This window comes from Streptomyces sp. NBC_00271 (genome assembly GCF_036178845.1).
Lineage (GTDB): Bacteria > Actinomycetota > Actinomycetes > Streptomycetales > Streptomycetaceae > Streptomyces.
Map to the genome: position 1 here is coordinate 4333728 of NZ_CP108070.1, position 24421 is coordinate 4358148.

Here is a 24421-nt window from a genome sequence, read left to right on the forward strand (position 1 = left end):
ACGGGACGGCCGCGTACGGGATTGTCAGTGGGCGGCCGTACTGTGCACCCCACGCACACAACGCCGTACGGCATCACGCGCACTGGAGGAACCATGTCCGCGAGCGCCCGTCTCGTCACCACGCTCGCCGCAGTACTGGATCCGGCCACGGCCACCGTCCCGGAGGTGCTGTGCCTGCCGGACCGGACGCTGGTCCTGCAGAGCGACGACACCGAGCTCGTCGCGTACGACCTGGCCGAGGCGCTGGCAGGTGGGGAGGTGTCGGTGGCGCGCTTCCCGGCGCCGTGGCCGCGCCGTTTCGGGACGCACACGGTGGCACCGGGGCTGGATGTCGCCGTCTTCGCCGGCGTGCACGCGGTGCGGGCGGTGGACCGGCGGGGCGCCACCCTGTGGGAGGTACGGCACGGCTGCTGGGAGGGGAGCTGCCGGGAGCTGCACGCGTCGGCCGACGAATACGTCGGGAACGTCGAGAACGGCGGGAACGTCGAGAACACAGTCGGCCGGAGCCACCGCTACGCCGACAGCGGCTCGGCGGTCTTCTCCGCGGACGGCAAGCTCGTGTGGGCCCATGTCCGCGGGCCACTGGCGGAGATCGACGACGACCCGGACGTGGTCGACGAGTGGCTGGTGCTCGACGCCGCCGACGGGACGGTGCTCGGGAAGGCCGATGCGCAGACCGTGGCCGCCGGTTCGGAGCACGTGTCGCATCCGGACCCCGGTCAGATGGGGCTGAGCGTCGGCGAGGGGCAGGACGGGGTGCCGCTGCTGTGGGGGCGCTGGAACGGCGAGCGGCTCACGGTCGACCGGATCGGCGACGACGACCGCTGCCTGATGGCGGTGAGCCCGTCCGGCGAGCACTTCCTGACGGTGACCCACTACCAGGAGGCCCTGGCCCTGCACCGGGTCGAGGACGGCTCGGTGGTCTCGGAGCTGGACGCGGAGGAGGTCATACCCGATCACCCCGCACTGCACCCGGACAACGACGAGCCCGAGGTGCGCTGGGACTACTACGGTGGCTTCCTCGACGAACACACCGTCATCGCGGGCACGAGCGAGGCCGACGAGGAGTACGGGGCGGGGCGGCACTGGCTGGTCGACGTGCGGGACATGCGGCTGCTCGGCGAGGTCACCTACCCCTTCCCGACATCCGGCGTGCCGGGCACCCTGGGCGACGGCAGCTGGTACACGATCGCCGAGGACACGAAGGAACTCCAGATGTGGCGCCTGGCCGACGTCTAGAGGCGAACAGGTCCCGGGACCGGACAGGAGACCCGGGACCGGACAGGACCCCGTGCTCAGCCCACTCCCCTGGACTCCTGGGCCGCCCTCGCCTCGATGCCGCGGAAGTGGTCGGCCATCGCGCGTTGGGCGGCCTCCACGTCGCGGGCGCGCAGGGCGGTGACGATGTCGCGGTGGCGGCGGACGGTCAGTTCGGGAGACGGGTCGTCGGTCCAGCCGCGTATGCCGGCGACCCGGCTGAAGACGGTCCAGAAGGCGCCCAGGAGCTGTGGCACGAGCGCGTTGCCGAGCGAGGCGTACAGCAACTCGTGGAACTCGCGGTCGAGTTCCGGGAAGGGGCGCCCTGAACGGCCCGCCTCCTCCATCTCGGCCACGACGGCTTCGAGGCGGTCGAGCTCCGGCTCGGTGAGCACGGCCGCGACCCGGCGTATCAGCCCCTCCTCCAGCACCTCCCGTACCTGGAGGATCTCCGCCAGCGCCCCGGTCTCGTTCTTGTCGTCGGGCTGGGCGAGCGTGCGGAAGGTGAGGCCGTCGACGAAGGGGGTCAGGGAGGCCTCGCCCACGTAAGTGCCGTAGCCGTGCCGGATGTCGACTATGTCGAGGGCCTGCAGGGCCTTGAGGGCCTCGCGGACGGAGTTGCGGCTGACGCCGAGGTCCTGCATCAGCTCGGTCTCGGTCGGCAGCGGGGCGCCCGCCTGGAGCCTGCGGTCGAGGATCAGTTGCATGACCTCGCTCTGGATCTGACTGCTCACCCGGCGCTCGGACCTGCGCTCGGGCCCGCGCCGGTTTCCGGTCTCCTCAGACATGCGCCGCATCGTACGCTCACTGGACATCCGACGTCCCACCTCCGGGCGGATTCAGCACCAACTACCCGTGTTTCAGGGCTTCATTGGTCGCACCTCTGGAAGATACGCCATTCGTGTGCGATCCCTTGACCGCCCTCACGGGCCCTCTTATGGTCACGCTGCCCACCATGACGTAGGACGTCGCATCTCCCGCCTCTCCCTGGAGGAACCGTGCGCGACGTGACCGACCACTCGGCGCTGCACCGCCGACGTTTCCTGAAGTACTCCGGCGCCCTCGGCGCGGCCGCCGCCCTCTCCTCCTCGCTGGCGGCCTGTTCGTCCGGGCCGCAGTCCACCAATGACACCGGCGGGAAGGGCGGCAAGGACGCGACGCTCACGGCCGTCATCGGCTACGGGAACGACGGCAGCTGGGACCCGACGCAGACCGCGTCCGCCTTCGCCATGGCGGCCAACAACCACATCTACGAGGGGCTGCTGGACACGGACCCGATCTCGCGCGAGCCGTACGCGGCGCTCGCGACCCAGGTGCCGGGCGATCTCAGCGGTACGTCCTGGAAGTTCACGCTGCGCGCCGGGGCCACCTTCCACGACGGGAAGCCCGTCACCGCCGACGACGTGGTCTTCGTCTTCGACCGGATCCTCGACCCGAAGACGCAGACCCTCGGCAAGGGCTTCTTCGCGAGCTGGCTGAAGGAGGTCCGGAAGATCGACGCGTCGAACGTCGAACTGGTGCTGAAGTTCCCCTTCCCCGAAGGCATCGCGCGGCTCACCCTCGCGAAGATCATGCCCAAGCACGTGTTCTCCCAGCCGGGTGCCTGGGACGACGCGATCAAGGGGAAGGCGGTGGGCTCGGGGCCGTACCGGCAGACCGCCCACCACCCCAAGTCGAACACCACCTTCGAGGCGTTCGCCGCCTACAACGGCCCGCGCAAGCCGGCCTTCAAGAAGATGAACTGGCTGACGATCGTGGACGCGGCGCCGCGCGTCGCGAAGATCTCGGGCGCGAGCGCCGGGGCCCAGATCGCCGACAACATCCCGTACGCCAACATCGAGCAGCTGAAGAAGGGCGGCATGACCGTCGAGGGCGGCGCGGGGATGAACAACCTCTTCCTGATGTTCAACACCAAGCACAAGCCCTTCGACGACGTACGGGTGCGCCAGGCCCTGCACTACGCCATCGACACCGGCAAGATGGTCGAGGTCGCCCTCCACGGACACGGCAAGCCGTCGAGCTCGTTCCTCAACGAGGGGAACCCGGCCTACCGGCCGGCGAAGACCGTGTACGGCTACGACCCGCAGAAGGCCAAGCAGCTCCTGAAGGCCGCCGGGGTCTCCGGGCTGAAGATCGAGATCCTGTCGGTGAACGTCAGTTGGATCGTCGACTGCCTGCCGACCATCAAGGCGTCCTGGGACGCGATCGGGGTCGAGACCACGCTCTCGCCGCAGGAGACGACGGCCGTCTTCACGAAGATGGACCAGAAGCAGGACTACCAGGTGGTGGCCGCCGCCTCGAACCCCAACCAGTTCGGCCTGGACGCCGATCTGATCATGCACTACAACTACGGCCCCGAGAACCTGTGGATGCAGTACGCCCGCTGGGCGGGCGACCCGGTCGCGAAGCAGCTCTTCAAGGACATGGACCGGGCGACGCGGGAGCCGGACGCCGACAAGAAGAAGACGATGATCCAGGACTACATCGACGTCGTCGCCGAACAGGCCGTGCTCTACCCGGTCGTGCACAACGAGCTGATGACGGCCTGGGACCCCAGGAAGCTCACGGGGATCAGGGCCCAGCCCTATCCGGGCATCAACCTCCTCCAGGCCAAGTGGGCCTGACGTAGATGACGGCCATCGTCCGCATCCTGGCCCGCCGTGTCGCCCTGCTCGTGCCGCTGATGCTCGGCATCGTGCTGTTCGTGTTCCTGGTGATGCGGTTCTCGGACGTCGACCCGGCGTCCGCGTTCTTCCAGGGCGCCAACCCCACTCCGCGGCAACTGCACGACTTCCGGCAGCAGAACGGCCTGCTCGACCCCCTCCCGGTGCGCTACGTCCACTTCATCGGCGATCTGCTCCACGGCGACCTGGGCACCAGCGCGCTGACCCGGGCGCCGGTCGTCGACCAGGTCACCACCGCGCTGCCGCTCACCCTCCAGCTCACCTTCCTCGGCCTCGCCATCGCGGTCGTGCTCGCGCTGCTCGGCGGGGTCACCGCCGCGATCCACCGCGACCGGCTGCCCGACCAGGTCATCCGGGTCGTGTCGCTGACCGGGGTCGCGGCGCCCGGCTTCTGGCTGGCGCTGCTGATGATCCAGTACCTGGCCGTGGACCGGGGCTGGTTCCCGACCGGCGGATACATCAACCCCGGTGACTCGCCGATCGGCTGGCTGAAGACGATGACGCTCCCCGCCTTCGCGCTCTCCCTCCCGGTCGCCGCCCAGCTCACCCGGATCGTGCGCACGGCCGTGGTCGAGGAACTGGACAAGGACTACGTCCGGACGGCGATCGGCAGCGGACTGCCGCCGGTGGTCGTGGTCGGCCGCAATGTGCTCCGCAACGCGCTGATCAACCCGCTGACCGTGCTCGGTCTGCGCGTCGGCTATCTGCTCGGCGGCGCGGTCGTCATCGAGACGATCTTCTCGCTCCCCGGCATGGGCAAGCTGATGATCGACGCCGTGAAGAACGGCGACCCGGCGGTCGTCCAGGGCGTCGTCCTGACCACGGCCACCGGGTTCGTGGTCGTGAACCTCGCCATCGACATCCTGTATCTGCTGGTCAATCCGCGACTGAGGGATGCCACGTGACGATCCCCCCGCTCTCCCGCCGACGTCTCACCGAGGTCCTCGCCCGGCCCGGCATCCGGCTGCGACGCCTGCCCGTCCTCTCCCGGATCGCCCTCGGCTTCCTCACGCTCGTGGTCCTGCTGGCCGTGTTCGCGCCCCTGCTCGCCCCGCACGACCCGCTCGACCAGCAACCGCAGGTCGACGGCACCGGCGCCCCTTCCGGCAGTCACTGGATGGGGCAGGACAGCCTCGGCCGGGACATCCTGAGCCGGCTGATGTACGGCGCCCGCTGGTCCCTCGCGATCGGCCTGGGCGCCACCTCGCTCGCCCTCGTCGTCGGCGCGCTCCTCGGCGCGATCGCCGCGACCTCCCGGGGGGCCGTCGACGAGACGCTGATGCGCTGCCTGGACGTCGTGATGGCGTTCCCCGGCATCGCGCTGGCCGCCGTCCTGGTCGCCGTCTTCGGCGGCGGCATCACGGTGCTGATCTGCGCCATCGCGTTCCTGTTCACCCCGTCGGTGGCCAGGGTCGTCCGCGCGAACGTCCTCGACCAGTACGGCGAGGACTACGTGACGGCGGAACGGGTGATCGGCGCCCGCACCCCGCACATCGTGCTGCGCCACGTGGCCGTCAACTGCGCCGCCCCGGTGCTGGTGTTCTGCACGGTCCAGGTCGCCGAGGCCATCGTCTTCGAGGCGTCGCTGTCCTTCATCGGCGCGGGCGTCCGCCCGCCCGACCCGTCCTGGGGCAGTGTCATCGCGGACGGCAAGAACATGGTGCTGACCGGCGGTTGGTGGGCGACGGTCTTCCCGGGTCTGCTGATGCTGATCACCGTACTGTCGTTGAACATCCTCTCCGAGGGAGTCTCGGACGCGTGGGCGGCGCCCGTGGCGCGGGAGGTGGCGGCGACGGCGGCCGGTGACCGGCTGGAGGCGCCCGAGCCCGGCAGCGGAGAGGTCCTCGAACTGCCCGGTCTGACGGAGGCCGCCGCGCGCCTGCGCTCCCGGGCCCGCCCCCTGCCCACCGGCCGGCCGGTCCTCTCCGTGGAGAACCTCGCCATCGGCTTCGACGCCCGGCACGGCGGGGTGGACATCGTCGACGGCATCGGCTTCGACGTGCACCCCGGTGAGGTCCTGGGCCTGGTCGGCGAGTCGGGCTGCGGCAAGTCGCTGACGGCGCTCGCGGTGATGGGCCTGGAACCGAAGGGGGCCCGGGTCCGGGGCCATGTCCGGTTCGGCCAGCGTCAGTTGGTGGGCGAGCCGATGCGCGTACGACGGCGTCTGCTGGGCCACGAGATGGCGATGGTCTACCAGGACGCGCTGTCGTCCCTGAATCCGGCGATGACGATCAGGGCGCAGCTGAAGCAGCTGGTGCGGCGGGGCGGGAGGCAGACCCCCGCGGAGCTGCTCGCTCTGGTCGGTCTCGACCCCGAGCGCACCCTGCGCAGCTACCCCCACGAGCTCTCCGGCGGCCAGCGTCAGCGTGTCCTGATCGCGATGGCCCTGTCCCGGGGCCCGAAGCTGATCGTGGCGGACGAGCCGACCACGGCTCTGGACGTGACGGTCCAGGCGCAGATCATCACCCTGCTGCTGAAGCTGCGGGAAGAGCTGGGCTTCGCGCTGATCCTCGTCTCGCACGACCTGGCACTCGTCGCGGACGTCACGGACCGGGTGGTGGTGATGTACGGCGGGCAGATCGTGGAGACGGGCGTGACGGCGGACCTGGTGGAGGCTCCGGCCCACCACTACACGCGCGGCCTGCTCGGCAGCGTCCTGTCCCTGGAGTCGGCGGCCGAACGGATGACGCAGATCAAGGGGGTCGTGCCCGCACCCGCCGACTTCCCGGCGGGCTGCCGGTTCGCCGACCGCTGTCCGCTGGCGAGCGAGGTGTGCCGGACGACGGCGCCCGACCTGCTGGGCACCCGGACGCACACGGCCGCGTGCCATCACCCCGCGGTCGATCTGATCACCACGGAGAGCGAGGCCGTCCAGTGAACGCGCTCATCACCCTCTCCGACGCCCATGTCGTCCACAAGGCCCGCTCCGGCGGCCTGTTCACCCGCGACCGGGTGTACGCCCTGACCGGCGCCGACCTCACCATCGCGCCCGGCGAGACGGTCGGCGTCGTCGGCGAGTCCGGGTGCGGGAAGTCGACGCTGGCGAAGGTGCTGGTGGGCGTCCAGCGGCCGACGTCCGGCACCGTGCGCTTCCGTGACCGTGACCTGTGGGCGATGAAGCCCGCCGAGCGACGAGCGTCCGTCGGCGGCAGCACGGGCATGGTCTTCCAGGACCCGTCGACGGCCCTGAACCGCCGCCTGCCCGTACGCCGGATCCTGCGGGACCCCCTCGACGTGCACCGGCGCGGCACGGCTCGGGAACGGGACGACCGGGTGCGGGAGCTGATGTCCCTGGTGGGCCTCCCCCGCGCCCTGGCGGACGCCCTGCCCGGCCAGCTGTCCGGCGGCCAGCGCCAGCGGGTGGCCATCGCGCGCGCCCTGGCCCTGGACCCGGACCTGGTGGTGGCGGACGAACCGACGAGCGCGCTGGACGTCTCGGTCCGCGCCCAGATCCTCAACCTCCTGCTGGACCTGAAGGAGCGCCTGGACCTGGCCCTGGTCTTCGTCTCGCACGACATCCAGACGGTACGAAGGATGAGCGACCGGGTGATCACGATGTACCTGGGCCGGATCGTGGAGGAGTCCCCGGCGGCCCGGGTCACCGACCGCGCCCGGCACCCGTACACCCGGGCCCTCTTCTCCGCCACGCCCGGCCTCCTGGACCCGATCGACCCGATCCCGCTGGTGGGCCCGGTGCCCTCGGCCACGCACCCGCCGAGCGGCTGCCCGTTCCGTACCCGCTGCTGGAAGGCCGACGAGGAGTGCATGAGCGTGATGCCGGACTTCACGGCCGCGTCGACGCCGGACCACCGCTTCCGGTGCCACCATCCTGTGGAGGAGGACCAGTCGACGCGCGACCTGGTGGCCCAGGCCGTGTCCGCGGCGCCCGCCGTGGCCGACATCCCCGCCCAGCAGCAGCCTTGATCGTCCCGAGGGAGTCTTCATGCCGATCCCCACCCCGCTGACCGGTGTCGTTCCGCCCGTCTGCACGCCCCTGACACCGGACCGCGAGGTGGACGTCCCCTCGCTCATCAGGCTCGTGGACCACCTGGTGGAGGGGGGCGTCGACGGCCTGTTCGTCCTTGGCTCGTCCTCGGAGGCGGCGTTCCTGACGGACACCCAACGGCGGCTGGTGGTGGAGACGGTGGTCGCCCATGTGGCCGGCCGGCTCCCCGTGCTGGCCGGGGTGATCGACATGACCACGCCGAGGGTGCTGGACCATGTGGCATATGTGACGGCGGCGGGCGCGGACGCGATCGTGGCGACCGCGCCCTTCTACGCCCGCACCCATCCGGCGGAGATCGCGCGCCACTTCCGCCTGCTCGCAGCCCGTTCGTCCGTGCCCGTCTTCGCCTACGACATCCCGGTGTCCGTCCACACCAAGCTGGACCCGGAGCTGGTCCTGTCCCTCGCCGCGGAGGGCGTGCTGAGCGGACTCAAGGACTCCAGCGGCGACCTCGCCGCCTTCCGTGCCGTCGTCACGGGCGCCCGCACCCAGCCCGACATCACCGGCTTCACCACTCTCACCGGGTCCGAACTCGTCGTCGACTCCGCGCTCGCCCTCGGGGCGGACGGGGCCGTGCCGGGTCTCGCCAACGTCGACCCGCACGGGTACGTACGGCTCGACCGGCTCTGCCGAGGGGGTGACTGGGAGCGGGCGCGGGCCGAACAGGAGCGGCTGTGCGGGCTGTTCGGGATGGTCGGGGTGGGGGACCCGGCCCGGATGGGCGGGGGTTCGTCGGCGCTCGGGGCGTTCAAGGCGGCCCTGCACCTGCGGGGCGTCATCGCCTGCCCGGCCACGGCGGAGCCGCAGGTGCCGCTGTCGGAGGCGGAGGTCGAGCGGGTCGGGAAGTACCTGGCGGGAGCGGGCCTGCTCTAGAACAAGCCCTGAAAGGGAACAAGCCCTAGGAGCTGGCCTGGTCGAGCCTGCGCCTGTTCGAGCGCGAGGTCCTGCCCGCGTTCACCTGACGGGCGGACCCGGCCGGCGCAGACGGCGGAACTCGATCCTGTCGTACGGCCGTGTCGAGCCCGTCTCGTAGAGGATCCCGACCCGGTCGTGCCCGAGGTCCACCAGGTCCGAGTAGGCGGCGGGTGCGGAGGAGAGGGTCGTCGCCCTGGTGAAGGTGGTGCCGTCGTCCGTGCTGCGCCAGAGTGTCATCGCGCGGCGGGCGGTGGGCACGGAGGGAGCCGAGAAGAGCAAGGGGGCGTGGGCGCCCTGGAGTTGGAGGATGCTGCCCTGGACGACGGGGACGTCGCCCAGGGTGGGCTGGATCGCGTAGGGGCGGTCCAGGGTCTGGCCGCCGTCACTGGAGTAGGTGTCCAGGCGGTTGCCGGGGGTGGTGCCGCCCTCGTCGCGGGCGCTGAAGTACAGGCGTCCGTCGGGGAGTTCGGCCGCGCTGCTCTCGTTGGCGTCGACCCGGCCGTCGTAGGTGCGGTCGGTGAAGCCCAGGTGCCAGGTACGGCCGCCGTCGTCGGAGTAGATCGCGTGCCCCCCGTAGTACTTGGCTTCCCGGCCGGTGTCGGTCGAGCCCGCGGGCGGGGCGGCGGAGTGGTTGGCGGGGACGACCAGACGGCCGGCGTGCGGGCCGTGGCGGAGGGCGATCGCATGGCCGGGGCCCGTCGCGTACCAGCGCCAGCCCGGCGGTTTCACCTCGGCCGTGATGTCCCGGGGAGCGGAGAAGCGCACACCGTCGTCGCGGCTCGTCTGGACGAAGACGCGGCGGCCCTGGCGCGCCGTGACCTCGCCCCGCATGATGCGCGCCTCGGTCACCGCGCCGCTGTTGTAGGAGGTGACCAGGACGATCCGGCCGGTGCGCGGGTCCACGACGGGCGCCGGGTTGCCCCGGGTGTCCCCGGCCCCCGCCGCGACGACTCGCAGCGAACCCCACGTACAGCCGCCGTCGAAGGAGCGTCTGAGGACGACGTCGATGCGGCCGCTGTCGCCCCCGCCGTGGTGCCGCCCCTCGGCGAAGGCGAGCACCGTGCCCGCGCGGGTGGTGACGACCGCCGGGATGCGGTAGGTGTCGTAGCCGCCCTCGCCCGCGGTGTACGGGACGGAGGAGGCGCAGTCGGTACGGGGAGCGGCGGCCGCCGCGACGCCGACGCCGACGCCGGAGGCGAGCAGGCCGACGGCCAGGGCGGCGACGAGGCTGCGGCTCAGGGTGGTCCCCGCTCTCCCCCGCGCAACACGAGGATCCGGTTACGGTGTGTCGCTCATACCGTACCTTGAGTCACCGATCGTCACTCCCACCCCCTCGCTACGAGGGCGTGCGCGCCGCCGCCAGCAGTCGCGTCACGTCGTCCGCACAGATCGTCAGCGCCGCGCCCACGGTGGCGAGGACGTCCCGTTCGGCGGGGGTGTAGGGCCCGTCCGCCAGGGCGATCCGGGCGCCCTGGAGCAGGATCGACTCGCGTCCCGTCGCGGCGAGATGCGGTGCCAGCGGGTCCAGGGCCTCGTGCAGCTCTATGGCGAGGCCCGCCCCGCACGGCTCCCCGAAGATCCGGCCCGTGTCCGCGGCGAGCGCCTCGACGAGGGCGCCGAGCTGGTCCTCCGTGCAGTCGTCGAAGCCGGCCGAGCGCACCGCGGTCGCCGCGATCTCCAGGGACGTACGGGAGCAGGCGCCGCCGGCGGCCAGCACGGCGAGCGCGACGGTGTGGACGGCGTCGCGGAGCATCGCCGAGAAGCGGGTGGTGGTCGGGTGGTCGAGGACGTCCGCGCCGTAGTGGCAGCCGCAGGCGGCGCACTCGACGACGGGCCCCGTGTCACCGCGCGGCAGGACCGGGACGCCGAGGAGGGTGAAGCGGCGTCGGCCGGTGAGCCGCTGGTAGTTGCGGTCGCCCCCGCAGCCCGGGCAGAAGAACTCGCCGTCCCCCATGGTGGTCCACGCGGTACGGGTGCCTAGGATGCGGGAAATCTGCACTGCACGACCGTTTCGTCCCCATCCTGGCAGCACGCTCGCACACCTCCGTAACGCCGCGGCAACATCGCCGCGCTGGCGTGATGTTAGCCACATTGTTGAGGCGGAGTCAGTACCTTGGACGAGACCTTTCCGTGATCTCCACGGCGATTGGCCGGTATACGACGGGGCCCCGCCCGCCTCGAAAGGCGGACGGGGCCCCGAAAGTGCCGGTCAAAGTCCTCAGCGGGCCGCGCGATTGACCGCGGAGACCACGGCCTTCAGCGACGCGCGTGTCGTATTCGCGTCGATGCCGATTCCCCACAGGACCTTGTCGTCGATCGCGCACTCGATGTACGAGGCGGCCTGCGCGGAGGCGCCCTCGCTCATCGTGTGCTCCTGGTAGTCCAGGAGGCGTGCGTCGATGCCGACGGACTGCAGGGCGTCGAAGAACGCGGAGATCGGACCGTTGCCGGTACCGGTCAGGACCGTGTCGACGCCGTCCACCGAGGCCTCGACGGTCAGCGAGTCGATGCCGTCGCGGTCGGTCGTGGTCTGGCCGGCCCTGACCTGGATGCGGCCCCACGCGTTGTCGGGGTTCGGCAGGTACTCGTCCTGGAAGATCGCCCAGATGTCCTTCGGGGTGACCTCGCCGCCCTCGGCGTCCGTCTTCGCCTGGATGATCTTCGAGAACTCGATCTGCATCCGGCGCGGCAGGTCCAGCTTGTGGTCGTTCTTCAGGACGTAGGCGATCCCGCCCTTGCCGGACTGCGAGTTGACGCGGATCACCGCTTCGTACGAACGGCCGACGTCCTTCGGGTCGATCGGCAGGTACGGGACGGCCCACTCGATGTCGTCGACGGTGACGCCCTTCGCGGCGGCGTCCGCCTCCATGGCGTCGAAGCCCTTCTTGATGGCGTCCTGGTGGGAGCCGGAGAAGGAGGTGTAGACGAGGTCGCCGACGTACGGGTGACGGGCGTGGACCTCCATCTGGTTGCAGTACTCGGCGGTGCGGCGGACCTCGTCGATGTTCGAGAAGTCGATCTGCGGGTCGACGCCCTGCGAGAACAGGTTCATGCCCAGGGTGACCAGGTCGACGTTGCCGGTGCGCTCGCCCTGGCCGAACAGACAGCCCTCGATGCGGTCGGCGCCGGCCATCAGGGCCAGCTCGGCGGCGGCGACGGCCGTACCCCGGTCGTTGTGCGGGTGCACGGACAGGCAGACGAACTCGCGGCGGGACAGGTTGCGCGACATCCATTCGAAGCGGTCCGCGTGCGTGGACGGCGTCGAACGCTCCACCGTGGCAGGCAGGTTGAGGATGATCTCGCGGCCCGGGCCGGGCTGGTAGACGTCCATCACCGCCTCGCAGACCTCCAGGGCGAAGTCCAGCTCGGTGTCGGTGAAGATCTCGGGGCTGTACTGGTAGCCGAACGCCGTCCGCTCGTCGAGCAGCTTCTCGGCGTACTCCATGACCAGCCGCGTGCCGTCGACGGCGATCTGCTTGATCTGGTCCTTGGAGCCGCGGAAGACGACCCGGCGGAAGACCGGGGCCGTCGCGTTGTACAGGTGGACCGTGGCGCGCTTGGCGCCGACCAGGGACTCCACCGTGCGCTCGATCAGGTCCTCGCGGGCCTGGGTCAGTACGGAGATCGTGACGTCGTCCGGGATCGCGGTCTCGTCCTCGATGATCGAACGGACGAAGTCGAAGTCGGTCTGCCCGGAGGCCGGGAATCCGACCTCGATCTCCTTGTAGCCCATCTTCACGAGCAGGTCGAACATCTCGCGCTTGCGGGCCGGGGACATCGGGTCGATCAGCGCCTGGTTGCCGTCCCGCAGGTCCGTCGACAGCCAGCGGGGGGCGACGGTGACACGCTTGTCCGGCCAGGTGCGGTCAGGAATGTCCACCTGCTCGTACTTGCCGTACTTGTGAACCGGCATGGCGGTGGACTGCTGGAAGTTCGGCATGATGCGTGGGCTCCTCAGAGGGTGTCCGGAAGGACGGCCGACGGCGCAACGCCGAACTCCGCGGGGAGGGGGTCGGCCTCGACTACAGGCCCTCGCCGCGGCAGCTAAGGAGAAGCAGCCCGATACGCATGATGCTCCGCAGCCTAGCCGAGCCTCACTCTCTCCGGAGGGCTGTATCAGTATGCGGGATCGTGACCACATAAGGAAGAAAACGGACAAAAAGTGTGGCGCACCACTCAGAGTGAGCCCTCATACCACTGAAGAGCGGACCGATGGGCTCCTTATCGCCGCATTTCACGCAATCTTGGTCGCCGGTAGTGACAGCGGAGTAACTCAGTGCAATGGTGCCGAGCATGACCGCGAACCCGGCAGGCTTCGAGCCTGTCTTCTGCACCATCGTGCCGCCCCACGTCCTCGACACGCTGGCCCAGCACGAGGACCCCGCGCTCGCCGGGCCCGCGCGCCGCACCCTGGAGCGCGACGCCTTCGAGCGCACCCACCGCCGGCTGACCACGGTCATCGGCGCGCCCACCGTGGCCCCGCCCCAGGGCGCGCCCGCGGACAAGCCGCAGCGCACCATCTACGACGCCAGGCACCAGCAGGACCTGCCGGGCAAGAAGGTCCGCGGCGAGGCCGACAAGCCCGGCAAGGACGCCACGGTCAACCGCGCCTACGCCGGACTCGGCGCCACCTTCGACCTCTACCTGAACGCCTACGCCCGCAACTCGATCAACGGCGAGGGCCTGCCGCTCACCGCGAGCGTCCACTTCGACGTCGACTACAACAACGCCTTCTGGAACGGCGAGCAGATGGTGTTCGGCGACGGCGACGGCGAGATCTTCCTCGACTTCACCATCCCGGTCGACGTCATCGGCCACGAGCTGACCCACGGCGTCACCCAGTACACGGCGAACCTCACCTACTTCGGCCAGCCGGGCGCCCTGAACGAGTCCATGTCGGACGTCTTCGGCTCGCTGATCAAGCAGTACACGCTCGGCCAGACCGCCGCAGACGCCGACTGGCTGATCGGCGCGGGCCTGCTCGCCCCGCGCGTCACCGGCAAGGCGCTGCGCTCCATGAAGGAGCCCGGCACGGCCTACGACGACGACGTGCTCGGCAAGGACCCGCAGCCCGCGACGATGGACGGCTATGTGAAGACCGGCCGCGACAACGGCGGTGTCCACATCAACTCCGGCATCCCCAACCACGCCTTCTACCTGGTCGCCCAGTCCCTCGGCGGGCACGCCTGGGAGCGCGCCGGGCAGATCTGGTACGACGTCCTCACCGGCGGCGAGCTCCAGTCCCAGGCGAGCTTCTCCGACTTCGCCAAGCTGACGGTCGCCCAGGCCAGGAGCCAGTACGGCGAGGGCGAGGAGCTCCAGTCCGTCACGAAGGCCTGGGAACAGGTCGGGGTGCCGACGTCGTAGCTTCGGCGCCCGACTCGTACTAGACAGGACCCATGCGTATTCAGGTAAGGCGCACGGGCGGATTCGCGGGCATCGAGCGCCGTGCCGAGGTGGACACCTCGGGGCGCTCCGACGCCCCCGAGTGGCATGCCCTGGCCGAGCGGGCGATCGCCTCCGGCCAGGGCACGCGCCCCGCCGGGGTCCCCGACGGCTTCAGCTACGAGATCACGGTGAACGGGAAGACGGTCTACGCCGCCGACCCGAGACTGACGGAGGTACAGCGCCAATTGATCACGCGGGTCCTGAAGGAGGGCGCGTAGCGACCTTTAGGGGCGCGGGGAACTGCGCGACCAGCCCCCACCGGGCCGCAGCCGCAAAAGGACCGCGCCACCCCTCCGTGCAGGCGCCCCAAGAAGCCGCAACTCCCAGTTCACACCAACCCGTTGACTTCCCTTACTGTCGGTAAGGATGATCGCGCGCATGGCGACGAACCCCCTACCGCAGTTCCCGCCCGGCTTCCTCTGGGGCGTGTCCACCTCGGCCCACCAGATCGAGGGAGCCGCGACCGAACGCGACCCGTCGGTATGGGACGCGTTCACGGCCGAGCCCGGCCACATCAAGGACGGCTCGACGGCGGACGTGGCCTGCGACCACTACCACCGCTACCCCGAGGACGTGGCCCTCCTCGCCGACCTCGGCGTGGACGCGTACCGCTTCTCGATCTCCTGGCCCCGCGTGAACTCCCCCGGCGGCCTCGACTTCTACGACCGCCTGGTGGACGCCCTGGTCGCGGCGGGCATCCGCCCCGTACCCACCCTCTTCCACTGGGACCTCCCGCTGAAGCTGGAGGAGACCGGGGGCTGGCTGAACCGGGACACCGCGGAGCGCTTCGCCGAGTACGCCGGTGTCGTCGCCGCCCGCCTCGGCGACCGCGTCAAGAAGTGGATCACCCTCAACGAGCCCGCCGAACACACCCTGCTCGGCCACGCGCTCGGCGCCCACGCCCCGGGCAAACAGCTCCTGTTCGACTCGCTGCCGGTCGCCCACCACCAACTGCTGGCTCACGGCCTCGCCGTCCGGTCCCTGCGCGCGGCCGGCGTCACGGACATCGGCATCGCCAACTCGCACGGCCCGACCTGGTCGGCCTCCGAGCACCCCGAGGACGTGGAGGCCGCCGACTTCTACGACCTCCTCCTCAACCGCCTGTTCGCGGACCCGCTGCTGCTGGGCCAATACCCGGACGGCATCGGGGAGTTGATGCCGGGCGACGTCGAGGCGGATCTGAAGGTCATCGCGGAGCCGATCGACTGGTACGGGATCAACTACTACCAGCCGACCAAGGTGGGCGCCCCCCAGGGCGCGGAGATCGAGTTCAGCGGACTGACCCTGCCCGCCGAACTTCCCTTCTCCGTACGGGAACTGGAGGGCTACCCGGTCACCGACTTCGGCTGGCCGGTGGTCCCCGAGGCGCTGACCGAGCTGCTCGTGGGCTTCCGCGAGCGCTACGGGGACCGCCTCCCGCCGGTGGTCATCACCGAGAACGGCTGCAGTTACGAGGGCATCGACGACCAGGAGCGGATCACGTTCCTCGACGGCCATGTCCGGGCGCTGCACCGGGCGTTGGACCAGGGCGTGGACGTTCGCGGCTATTTCGTGTGGTCGTTGCTGGACAACTTCGAGTGGGCCGAGGGGTACGCGCGGCGCTTCGGACTGGTCCACGTCGACTACGACACGCTGAAGCGCACCCCGAAGGCGTCGTACACCTGGCTGCGCGACGCGCTGCGGGCGCGGGGATGACGGCGGCGGACCCCGTCGCGGACGTGGGGGCGCTCGCCGAGCCCGTCGAGCGGGTCGGCCGGGGCTGGACTTCGGCGCTCTCGCTCGCCAACGGGGCGATCTGGGTGGGCTGGTACGGCCCGCTGCAGATCCTGCTGGCCTCCCAGGCGGAGGACTTCGCGCCCGGCACCGGCATGTCGAAGGAGACGATGCTGGCGTGGGTCACGGGCGCGGGCGCGGTGGTGTCGCTGGTCGCCAACCCGCTCTTCGGCGCGCTGTCCGACCGGACGACGGCGCGCTGGGGCCGCCGTACGCCGTGGATCGTGGCGGGTTCGGCGGGCGGCGCCCTCTCCCTGCTGCTCCTGGCGGGCGCGGGCGGGGTCTGGACGATGGCGGCCGGCTGGTGCCTGGTCCAGCTCACCCTGAACGCCGCCTTCGCCGCGATCACCGCGGCGGTCCCCGACCGGGTGCCCCGGCTCCAGCGGGGTTCCGTGGGCGGCTGGCTGGGCGCGGCGCAGATCCTGGGCGTGGTGGCCGGAACGGGCCTCGCGACGGCGGCGGGGGGTGTGGGCGGCGGCTACGCGGCGTGCGCGGTGTTCACGCTGGTGGGCGTGGGGCCGTACGTACTGCGCTACCAGGACCTGCGGCTGCCGGCCTCGGCCCGGCCCGCCTGGTCCTGGCGCACGTTCACGGCCTCCTTCTGGCTGAGTCCGCGCCGCCACCCGGACCTGGCCTGGGCCTGGCTGACCCGCTTCCTGATCAACCTGAGCAACGCCCTGGTCCTGCTCTACCTCCTGTACTACCTCCGCGACCGGCTCCACTACGACGACCCCGAGAACGGTGTACTGATCCTCACGGCGGTCAACGGCGTCACCCTTCTCGCCACGGTCGTGGTCGGCGGGGTGTGGTCGGACCGGGTGGGCCGCCGCAAGCCGTTCGTGATCTGGTCGGGCGTCCTCATGGCGGTGGCGACGGCGGTCCTCTCCGGGTGGCAGACCTGGCCGGGCGCGATCGTCGCGGCGGCGGTCCTCGGCATCGGCTTCGGCGTCTTCACCTCCGTCGACTTCGCGCTGATGACGGACGTCCTGCCCAAGGCCCTGGACCGCGGCAAGGACCTCGGCGTCATCAACGTCGCCAACGCCCTCCCCCAGGTCGCCGCCCCCGCCCTGGCGGCGCCGATCGTGACGTATCTGGGCGGCTACCGGGTGCTGTACCTGGTGGCGGCGGTGATCGGACTGGCGGGGGCGCTGCTGGTGGGGCGGATCAGGGGCGTCGACTGAATTCGGGTGCCAACGGCATCGGTGTTGCTCTTGGATGGCGGCATGACGACTGTGAACGCGTCCCTCGACCGTCTTGAGCGCTACTACGACTCGGTACCGCGCGCCGCCGCACGGGCCGAGGACTTCGGACCGCTCACCCTCTTCGTCCGGGAGGCCACGGGCTGGCCGTACTACGCGCGCCCCACCCTGAAGTGGACGGGCCCGGCGGCCACCGCCGAGGACGTCGAACGGGTGCGGGCGCGGCAGCGGGAGCTGTGTGTGCCGGAGGCCTTCGAGTGGGTGGCGGAGGTGACGCCGGGCCTGCGGGAGGCGGTCGAGGCGACGGGGCTACGGGTGCACGCGCATCCCCTGATGATCCGCGACGAGGACGCGCCGCTGCCCGACCCGCATCCCCTGGTCCGCGTCCTGGATCCCGAAGACCCCTTCCTGGCGGGCGCGTTGGCGGTGCCGCATGTGGCGTTCGCGGAACCGGGCACGGCGGTGGGGGAGGCCGGAACGGGCGAACTGGCCACCGAGATCACCGCCCGCGCCGCCGAGGTGCCCGCCGCCGCGGACCGCATCCGCGTGGGCCGCACGGTACTGGCCGCGGCGGTCGAGAACGGCGTCGTGGTCTGCTCCGGGATGCACCTGCCCGTGGGCCGCGTGAGCGAGATCGCGGGCGTCGGCACCCTGCCCGCCGAACGGCGCCGCGGGCTGGCGTACGGCGTCACGGCCGCCCTCGTGGCCGACGCGCGTGAGCGGGGCGTCGAGACGCTGTTCCTGTCGGCCGGGGACGAGGACGTGGCGCGGATGTACGGCCGTCTGGGGTTCCGGACGGTGGCGACGGCGCTGATCGCGGAACTCGCCGAGTAGCGGGCCGATCACGAGTAGCGGGCCGATCAGGGGGCAGGGACGAACTTCGGCCACTTTAGACAACCCCTGAAGAAACCCCCCGGCATGCCTTGCAATCCCAAGCCGCTCGCGCATCAATGGAACCGCTAGTTCCGACGGACCGTCAGAAACGCCTCCGCCGGCGTCCCGCACCCCGCTCGCGGACGGTCCGTGTACACATCTCTCCGCACCCGCACCGGCGTTCACCGGTGACGCGTCCGTGTGCCCGGCCCGGCCCCGGCCTCTGAGCAGACGGTTCCGTCCCTCCATCCCCACATGGCAATTCCCCCACAAGGGAAGGGAACCCGATGAGACGCAAGCAACTCGGAATCGCCGCGGCGTTAGCCGCCGGCACCCTGGCCGCGACCGGACTGGCCCTCGCGCCGACCGCCGCGGCCGTCACCCCGCTCACCGCCACCATCAACGCGACCTGCACGATCGGCGGCGGTGGCGCGGCCACTCTCACCGCCACCCAGGACGGCACGGCCGCGACCATCACCCTCAGCTCCACCTCGATCACGGCGCCGCTCCCGCTGGCGCAGGACTCCATCGCCTCCACCCTGACGATGGCGAAGACCGGCGGCGGCACCGTCGCGTTCACCGGCACGAAGAATCCCGCCATCCCGCTGGGCGGCGGGGTCACGGTGGGCCCGCTCAGCGGCACCGTCGCCTCCGGCGACAGCCTCGACGCGTACGGGGGCTCGCTGAAGATGGTCGTCTTCGGCATCACCATCACATGCACCGCGAGTGCGGCGCAGGCACCGGGCCCGTTCGTCTTCAGCTGAGCCCCGCCACAGCACCTACGTGAAGACCGGTGTCGCCGGCGCGCGGCGGCACCGGTCCTCGTACTGTCTGGTCACAGCCAACTGGCCTACGGGGGTGCCCAGTTGATGACAACGACGATATTGACAAGACCTGATGGCCCATCAGTTGTCGTCCGGGCCCTCCATTGACTTCTCACACAACCCGCACATCAATGGCCCCCTGTCGGCGCAGACGAGCCGCTGCGCCCGCATCCCTCAGGAGGGGGCACATGGCAACGCACAGGGGAACCAGGGGTTCGCACGCCCGAAGACGCCGCTGGGCGGCACTGCTCGGGGTGACCGCGCTGGCGGTCACCGCGGGAGGCGCGCTGGCGGCCCCGGCGGGCGCCGCGGCCGCGGACTCCCAGAACGTGGACTTCGCCACGCACTGCATCCCGCCGGCGATCGCGGGCATCCCGCCGATCGACGGCACCACCACCGCGATCATCACAGTGGACAACCCCAGTCCCAAGGTCGGTGACACCGTCACCGTGACGTACAAGGTGGTCACGCCCGCCGCGAACAACCCGACCGCCCTCGCCCTGCCCGCCGACATCATGACGCCCACCGGCAAGGTCGCCCTCGGCGGCGCGCAGACGGGAGACGTCACGGTCGCGGGCCCCAGGAAGAACGACCCGGTGGCGGGCAACGCGCCCTTCCCGGGGTTCAGCATGACGGGCACCTTCACCGTCACCAGCCCGGGCGCCATCACCCTCGCGCCCGGCGACTACAACATCCACACCAGCTACATCCTGGAGCTGGACACCCCCTGCACGGTCACCAACCCGCCCGCCCCGGTCTCCGGGACGATCACCGCGACGGACGGAACCCAGACCAACAACCGTGCCATCTCGCTCGGTTCGGCCTCCGGGAAGCCCGGTGACAGCGTGACCGTCACCGGCAGCAACTTCACCCCGGGCGCGAGCGTGACCCTCGCCGGACGGTCGGGGGCCACCCAGACCGCCGACACCGCCACCACGACCGCCGACGCACAGGGCTCGATCAACGGCACGCTGGCCGTCAACGACAAGACGACGACCGGTGTGGTGGCGTACGAGGGCGCGAGCTGGAGCGACACCAAGGGCGCGGGGCCGGCGGCGTACGTCGTCGTCGACGACACCCCGATCCCCGCGGGCTCCCAGAAACTCACCACCACGGTGAAGGCGGGAACCCTTTCGATGTCCCAGGCCGGGGACGCCGTCCAGCTGTCGGCGGTGGACTTCGGCAAGGGCGGGGCCTCGACCGGTGCCCTGCAGACGGTGACCGTCAAGGACTTCCGCGGCGGCCCCGCGGGCTGGTCCCTGACCGGCAAGGTCACCGACTTCACCGGTCCCGGCGCCAAGATCGACGCCGGGAAGCTGAGCTGGACCCCCGTCTGCGCGACCAAGGCGGGCAGCCCGAGCACCTGCCAGGCCGGTTCGTCCGGCGCGGTGGGCGGTGCGGGAGCGACGCTGGCGTCCACCCCCAACGGGGCGCTCACCGGTGGTGAGTTCACCGTCGACGCCGGGCTGTCGCTGGACGTACCGGCGTTCACCCCGCCGGGTTCCTACTCCGGCGTGCTCACGCTGACGCTCACCTGATCCACCCCTCCGCACCGCGGTGGCCGGGCGCGCACCCGCCCGTCCACCCAGGGCCTGTCCACCCACATCCGCGGGGGTCCGCACCCATGCGCAAGCTGTACGTCCTCATCCTGTCCGTGTTCCTTCTCGCGCTCACCACGCCCGCCTCGTACGCCGCCGACAACGGCAGCTGGTCCGTCTACCCCGTCTCCACGCAGATCGCGGCCCGCCCGTACTTCTACCTCTCCGCCGACCCCGGACAGACCCTCCGGGACAAGGTCACCGTCGCCAACAAGACCGGCGGCCCGCTGACCTTCCGGCTGTACGCCGCCGACGCGTACAACACCGCGCGCGACGGCGGATTCGCGGTGCGGACGGTGAAGGAGAAGCAGCTCGGGGTCGGCGCGTGGGCGCACCCCGCCCGCTCCCGGGTGACGGTGCCCGCGCACGGTTCGGTGACCGTGCCGTTCACCCTCCGGGTGCCCGAGAAGGCCGAACCCGGCGACCATCCGGGCGCGCTGGTCGCACTCGACGAGCGCCTCGAGTCCGGGGACGCGGCGACCTCCTCGGTGGCGGTGCAACGGGCGGTCGGCGCCCGGATCTACCTCCGGGTCGGCGGACCCACCGTCCCCGCCCTCGCCGTCGAGAAGGTCCGCATCAGCCACCACCAGCCCCTGGTCCCCGGCCTCGGCGAGAGCGGCGCCACCGTCTCGTACACCCTGCACAACACCGGGAACGTGACCCTGAACCCGAAGGTGCGGCTCAGGGCCGAGGGCCTCTTCGGGCGTACGTTGCTGTCCAGGGAGCTCGCGAAGATCCCCTCGGAGCTGCTGCCGGGGCAACGGGTCCGGATGACCGAGCCGTGGCACGGGGCACCCCAACTCGACTGGGGCCACGTGACGTTGACGGCCAGCGCGCCCGGCACCCGGGAGTCGGCGAGCACGTCGTTCTTCGCGCTCCCGTGGCTGATGGCCGTGGTGGCGGGCGCGGGGATCGCCGCCGCCGTGGTGGTGATCAGGGCGCGCAGGGGCGGTAACCGCCCGTGGCCGCTCGGAGCGCGCAGGGGCGGTACCCGCCGATGGTGGCTCAGAGTGCGTCGGGGCCGCGCTCGCCCGTCCGTACCCGTACGAGCGTCTCGACCGGTACGGACCACACCTTCCCGTCGCCGATCTTCCCCGTCTGCGCGGCCTTGACGATCGCGTCGATCGCGGCCTCCGCGTCCGCGTCCTCGACGACGACCTCGATACGGACCTTGGGGACCAGGTCGACCTGGTACTCGGCGCCGCGGTAGACCTCCGTGTGGCCGCGCTGGCGCCCGTACCCGCTGGCCTCGGTGACGGTGAGCCCGTGCACACCGAGCTCCTGGAGAGCGGTCTTGACCTCGTCGAGGCGGTACGGCTTGACGATGGCGGTGATGAGCTTCATGCCTGGGCCTTGGCCTTCTGAGCGGTGGGGAGGGATGACGAGACCGGGGCGCCGTGGCCCAGGACCCCGTGATCGTAAGCGGTCTCGGCGTGCACTGTAAGGTCCAGGCCGGTGTGCTCGTGCTCCTCGTCCGCCCGCAGCCCCACGACCTTGTCGAGCACCTTCCCGATGCCGTACGTGACGGTGAAGGCGTACGCCCCCACGGCCACGACCGCCACCAGCTGCTTGCCGAGCTGTCCGAACCCACCGCCGTACAGCAGTCCCTCGGCGCCACCGGTCATCGTCGCGTCGGCGAAGACACCGATGAGGACGGTGCCGATGATGCCGCCGACCAGGTGAACGCCGACGACGTCCAGCGAGTCGTCGTAGTTCAGCCTGAACTTCCAGCCCACGGCGTACGAGCAGACGACGCCGGCGGCGAGACCGACGACCAGCGCGCCCAGCAGCGACACGGACCCGCACGACGGGGTGATGGCCACCAGGCCCGCGACCGCGCCCGAGGCGGCGCCGAGGGTGGTGGGGTGGCCGTCGCGCTTCTGCTCGACGAAGAGCCAGCCGAGCAGACCGGTGCAGCCGGCGGCGAGGGTGTTGAGGAAAGCGGCGGCGGCGAGTCCGTTGGCGCCCAGCGCGGACCCGGCGTTGAAGCCGAACCAGCCGAACCACAACAGCCCCGCGCCCAGCATCACCATCGGCAGGTTGTGCGGCCGCATGGCGTCCTTCTTGAAGCCGAGACGGGGGCCGAGGACGAGACAGAGAGCCAGGCCGGAGGCACCGGAGGTGATCTCGACCGGCAGCCCGCCCGCGAAGTCCAGCGCCCCCAGTTTCGCCTGGACCCAGCCCCCCGGACCCCACACCCAGTGCGCGACGGGAACGTATACGAGCAGCGCCCAGACAGGCACGAACACCAGCCACGCCGCGAACTTCGCGCGGTCGGCGATCGCCCCGCTGATCAGCGCGGCGGTGATGATCGCGAAGGTGAGCTGGAAGGTGGCGAAGAGCAGGGTGGGCACGGTCCCGTGCACGCTGTCCGGCCCGATACCGCTCATGCCGACGTGCTGCAGCCCGCCGACGAGCCCCCCGAAGGCGTCGTCCCCGAAGGCGAGCGAGTAACCGCCCGCCAGCCATACGACGGTGACCAGGGCGATCGACACAAAACTCATCATCAGCATGTTGAGGACGCTCTTCGTGCGGACCATGCCGCCGTAGAAGAGGGCCAGGCCCGGTGTCATCAGGAGAACGAGGGCGGTGGCGGCGAGCAGCCAGGCGGTGTCGCCGGTGTCGAGGTGGGGTGCGGCGGCCAGGTCGACGCTGTCCAGGGTCTCCACGGTCTGCACGAACTGCACGGACGGCTCTCCTCGGTTCTCCTGGGTGCGGGGGCGTCGTCAGAGAGTCACGGGCTCGCGTTTCCGGTTGTGCACGTGTGCGTTTCCGGCGTGTTTCGTATTGCGTGGGGGTTTCCGAAACCTCACGGGGCCGCGCGGGAGCGGTCAAAGGCATATGGCGTACGGCGCGGGCCTGTGGATCAGGGACAATGGGCGCCATGAGCGTTCGTACCCAGTCATCCGAGCCGTCCGAGGCACCCCACCGCGCCGGCTTCGCCTGCTTCGTGGGCCGCCCCAACGCGGGCAAGTCCACCCTCACGAATGCTCTGGTCGGCCAGAAGGTGGCGATCACCGCGAACCAGCCGCAGACCACGCGGCACACGGTACGGGGCATCGTGCACCGCCCCGACGCCCAGCTGATCCTGGTCGACACCCCTGGTCTGCACAAGCCGCGCACGCTGCTGGGGGAGCGCCTGAACGACATCGTGCGCACGACGTGGGCCGAGGTCGATGTCATCGGCTTCTGCCTGCCGGCGAACGAGAAGCTCGGTCCGGGTGACCGTTTCATCGCGAAGGAACTGGCGTCCATCAAGAAGACGCCGAAGATCGCGATCGTCACGAAGACCGACCTCGTCGACAGCAAGACGCTCGCCGAGCAGCTCATCGCGATCGATCAGCTCGGGCGGGAGCTGGGGTTCGAGTGGGCGGAGATCGTGCCGGTGTCGGCGGTCGGGGACAAGCAGGTGGACCTGCTGGCCGATCTGATCGTCCCGCTCCTTCCCGAGGGCCCGGCGCTCTACCCGGAGGGCGACCTCACCGACGAGCCCGAGCAGGTCATGATCGCGGAGCTGATCCGCGAGGCGGCGCTGGAGGGTGTGCGCGACGAGCTCCCCCACTCCATCGCTGTCGTCGTCGAGGAGATGCTTCCCCGCGAGGACCGCCCCGCTGACAAGCCCCTCCTCGACATCCACGCCTTCGTCTACATCGAGCGCCCCAGCCAGAAGGGCATCATCATCGGTCCCAAGGGCAAGCGCCTGAAGGAGGTCGGCATCAAGTCCCGCAAGCAGATCGAGGCGCTGCTGGGTACGCCGGTCTTCCTCGACCTCCATGTGAAGGTCGCGAAGGACTGGCAACGGGACCCACGCCAACTCCGCAAACTCGGCTTCTGACCCTTTCCC

General features: G+C 70.7%; 21 protein-coding genes. 15 read left to right on the forward strand and 6 right to left on the reverse strand.

Features of this window, described 5'->3' with window-relative positions:
• Positions 1 to 93 precede the first annotated feature (93 nt).
• Positions 94 to 1239 carry a hypothetical protein gene (locus tag OG798_RS20100; protein WP_267061727.1) on the forward strand — a complete coding sequence of 382 codons (1146 nt, stop codon included), beginning with the start codon at positions 94 to 96 and terminating at the stop codon, positions 1237 to 1239.
• A gap of 56 nt (positions 1240 to 1295) precedes the next feature.
• Here the strand turns inward: OG798_RS20100 and OG798_RS20105 are convergent, their stop codons facing one another.
• Positions 1296 to 2045: a FadR/GntR family transcriptional regulator gene (locus OG798_RS20105; RefSeq protein WP_257016827.1), complete on the reverse strand. Its 750-nt coding sequence runs from the start codon at positions 2043 to 2045 to the stop codon at positions 1296 to 1298.
• A 210-nt stretch (positions 2046 to 2255) separates the two neighbouring features.
• On the opposite strand from OG798_RS20105, the gene OG798_RS20110 reads away from it, so the two are divergent.
• The 5 genes from OG798_RS20110 to OG798_RS20130 are packed head-to-tail and all read left to right on the forward strand — an operon-like array spanning position 2256 to position 8820.
• A complete protein-coding gene (locus OG798_RS20110; RefSeq protein WP_267061729.1) occupies positions 2256 to 3881 on the forward strand; it encodes an ABC transporter substrate-binding protein in 1626 nt (541 codons plus the stop codon).
• A gap of 5 nt (positions 3882 to 3886) precedes the next feature.
• Positions 3887 to 4846: an ABC transporter permease gene (locus OG798_RS20115; RefSeq protein WP_095854760.1), complete on the forward strand. Its 960-nt coding sequence runs from the start codon at positions 3887 to 3889 to the stop codon at positions 4844 to 4846.
• Entirely contained in the window at positions 4843 to 6819 is a 1977-nt protein-coding gene (locus OG798_RS20120) for a dipeptide/oligopeptide/nickel ABC transporter permease/ATP-binding protein (protein WP_328757434.1), read from the forward strand. The genes OG798_RS20115 and OG798_RS20120 overlap by 4 nt, the downstream gene beginning before the upstream one ends.
• Positions 6816 to 7865, forward strand: coding sequence for an oligopeptide/dipeptide ABC transporter ATP-binding protein (locus tag OG798_RS20125; RefSeq protein ID WP_267061730.1), 1050 nt, complete (start codon positions 6816 to 6818; stop codon positions 7863 to 7865). Before OG798_RS20120 ends, OG798_RS20125 begins: the two co-directional genes overlap by 4 nt.
• A 19-nt stretch (positions 7866 to 7884) precedes the next feature.
• Entirely contained in the window at positions 7885 to 8820 is a 936-nt protein-coding gene (locus OG798_RS20130) for a dihydrodipicolinate synthase family protein (protein ID WP_328757435.1), read from the forward strand.
• A gap of 81 nt (positions 8821 to 8901) precedes the next feature.
• Here OG798_RS20130 and OG798_RS20135 read toward each other — a convergent pair whose 3' ends face one another.
• From OG798_RS20135 to leuA, 3 genes are all read right to left on the reverse strand, one after another.
• A complete protein-coding gene (locus OG798_RS20135) occupies positions 8902 to 10065 on the reverse strand; it encodes a sialidase family protein (protein ID WP_328760057.1) in 1164 nt (387 codons plus the stop codon).
• A 133-nt stretch (positions 10066 to 10198) separates the two neighbouring features.
• Positions 10199 to 10894 (reverse strand): tellurite resistance TerB family protein, encoded by a 696-nt coding sequence (locus tag OG798_RS20140; RefSeq protein WP_095854755.1) that lies wholly within the window; start codon positions 10892 to 10894, stop codon positions 10199 to 10201.
• A 186-nt stretch (positions 10895 to 11080) separates the two neighbouring features.
• Entirely contained in the window at positions 11081 to 12802 is a 1722-nt protein-coding gene (leuA, locus tag OG798_RS20145) for a 2-isopropylmalate synthase (RefSeq protein WP_095854754.1), read from the reverse strand.
• Positions 12803 to 13155: 353 nt separating this feature from the next.
• On the opposite strand from leuA, the gene OG798_RS20150 reads away from it, so the two are divergent.
• The 8 genes from OG798_RS20150 to OG798_RS20185 all read left to right on the forward strand — a co-directional run bounded on the left by OG798_RS20150 (position 13156) and on the right by OG798_RS20185 (position 21689).
• A complete protein-coding gene (locus OG798_RS20150; protein WP_267061732.1) occupies positions 13156 to 14229 on the forward strand; it encodes a M4 family metallopeptidase in 1074 nt (357 codons plus the stop codon).
• 32 nt (positions 14230 to 14261) lie between these two features.
• A complete protein-coding gene (locus tag OG798_RS20155) occupies positions 14262 to 14528 on the forward strand; it encodes a protealysin inhibitor emfourin (RefSeq protein WP_095854753.1) in 267 nt (88 codons plus the stop codon).
• 148 nt (positions 14529 to 14676) lie between these two features.
• Positions 14677 to 16005, forward strand: a complete 1329-nt coding sequence (locus OG798_RS20160) for a GH1 family beta-glucosidase (protein ID WP_267061733.1) — start codon at positions 14677 to 14679, stop codon at positions 16003 to 16005.
• Entirely contained in the window at positions 16002 to 17264 is a 1263-nt protein-coding gene (locus tag OG798_RS20165) for an MFS transporter (protein WP_267061734.1), read from the forward strand. The genes OG798_RS20160 and OG798_RS20165 overlap by 4 nt, the downstream gene beginning before the upstream one ends.
• 42 nt (positions 17265 to 17306) lie before the next feature.
• Positions 17307 to 18116: a GNAT family N-acetyltransferase gene (locus tag OG798_RS20170; protein WP_095854751.1), complete on the forward strand. Its 810-nt coding sequence runs from the start codon at positions 17307 to 17309 to the stop codon at positions 18114 to 18116.
• 326 nt (positions 18117 to 18442) lie between these two features.
• Positions 18443 to 18919 carry a hypothetical protein gene (locus OG798_RS20175; RefSeq protein WP_095854750.1) on the forward strand — a complete coding sequence of 159 codons (477 nt, stop codon included), beginning with the start codon at positions 18443 to 18445 and terminating at the stop codon, positions 18917 to 18919.
• Positions 18920 to 19167: 248 nt separating this feature from the next.
• Entirely contained in the window at positions 19168 to 20517 is a 1350-nt protein-coding gene (locus OG798_RS20180) for a beta-xylosidase (protein WP_328757436.1), read from the forward strand.
• 86 nt (positions 20518 to 20603) lie between these two features.
• Positions 20604 to 21689 (forward strand): WxL protein peptidoglycan domain-containing protein, encoded by a 1086-nt coding sequence (locus tag OG798_RS20185; RefSeq protein WP_267061736.1) that lies wholly within the window; start codon positions 20604 to 20606, stop codon positions 21687 to 21689.
• Here OG798_RS20185 and OG798_RS20190 read toward each other — a convergent pair.
• Both OG798_RS20190 and OG798_RS20195 read right to left on the reverse strand, forming a co-directional pair.
• Positions 21583 to 21921: a P-II family nitrogen regulator gene (locus tag OG798_RS20190; RefSeq protein WP_054235454.1), complete on the reverse strand. Its 339-nt coding sequence runs from the start codon at positions 21919 to 21921 to the stop codon at positions 21583 to 21585. The two genes, OG798_RS20185 and OG798_RS20190, sit on opposite strands and share 107 nt — an antisense overlap.
• Positions 21918 to 23264, reverse strand: coding sequence for an ammonium transporter (locus OG798_RS20195; RefSeq protein ID WP_323138716.1), 1347 nt, complete (start codon positions 23262 to 23264; stop codon positions 21918 to 21920). Before OG798_RS20195 ends, OG798_RS20190 begins: the two co-directional genes overlap by 4 nt.
• 188 nt (positions 23265 to 23452) lie before the next feature.
• Between OG798_RS20195 and era the strand changes: the two genes are divergently transcribed.
• Positions 23453 to 24412, forward strand: a complete 960-nt coding sequence (gene era / locus OG798_RS20200; RefSeq protein ID WP_179436579.1) for a GTPase Era — start codon at positions 23453 to 23455, stop codon at positions 24410 to 24412.
• Positions 24413 to 24421 lie beyond the last annotated feature (9 nt).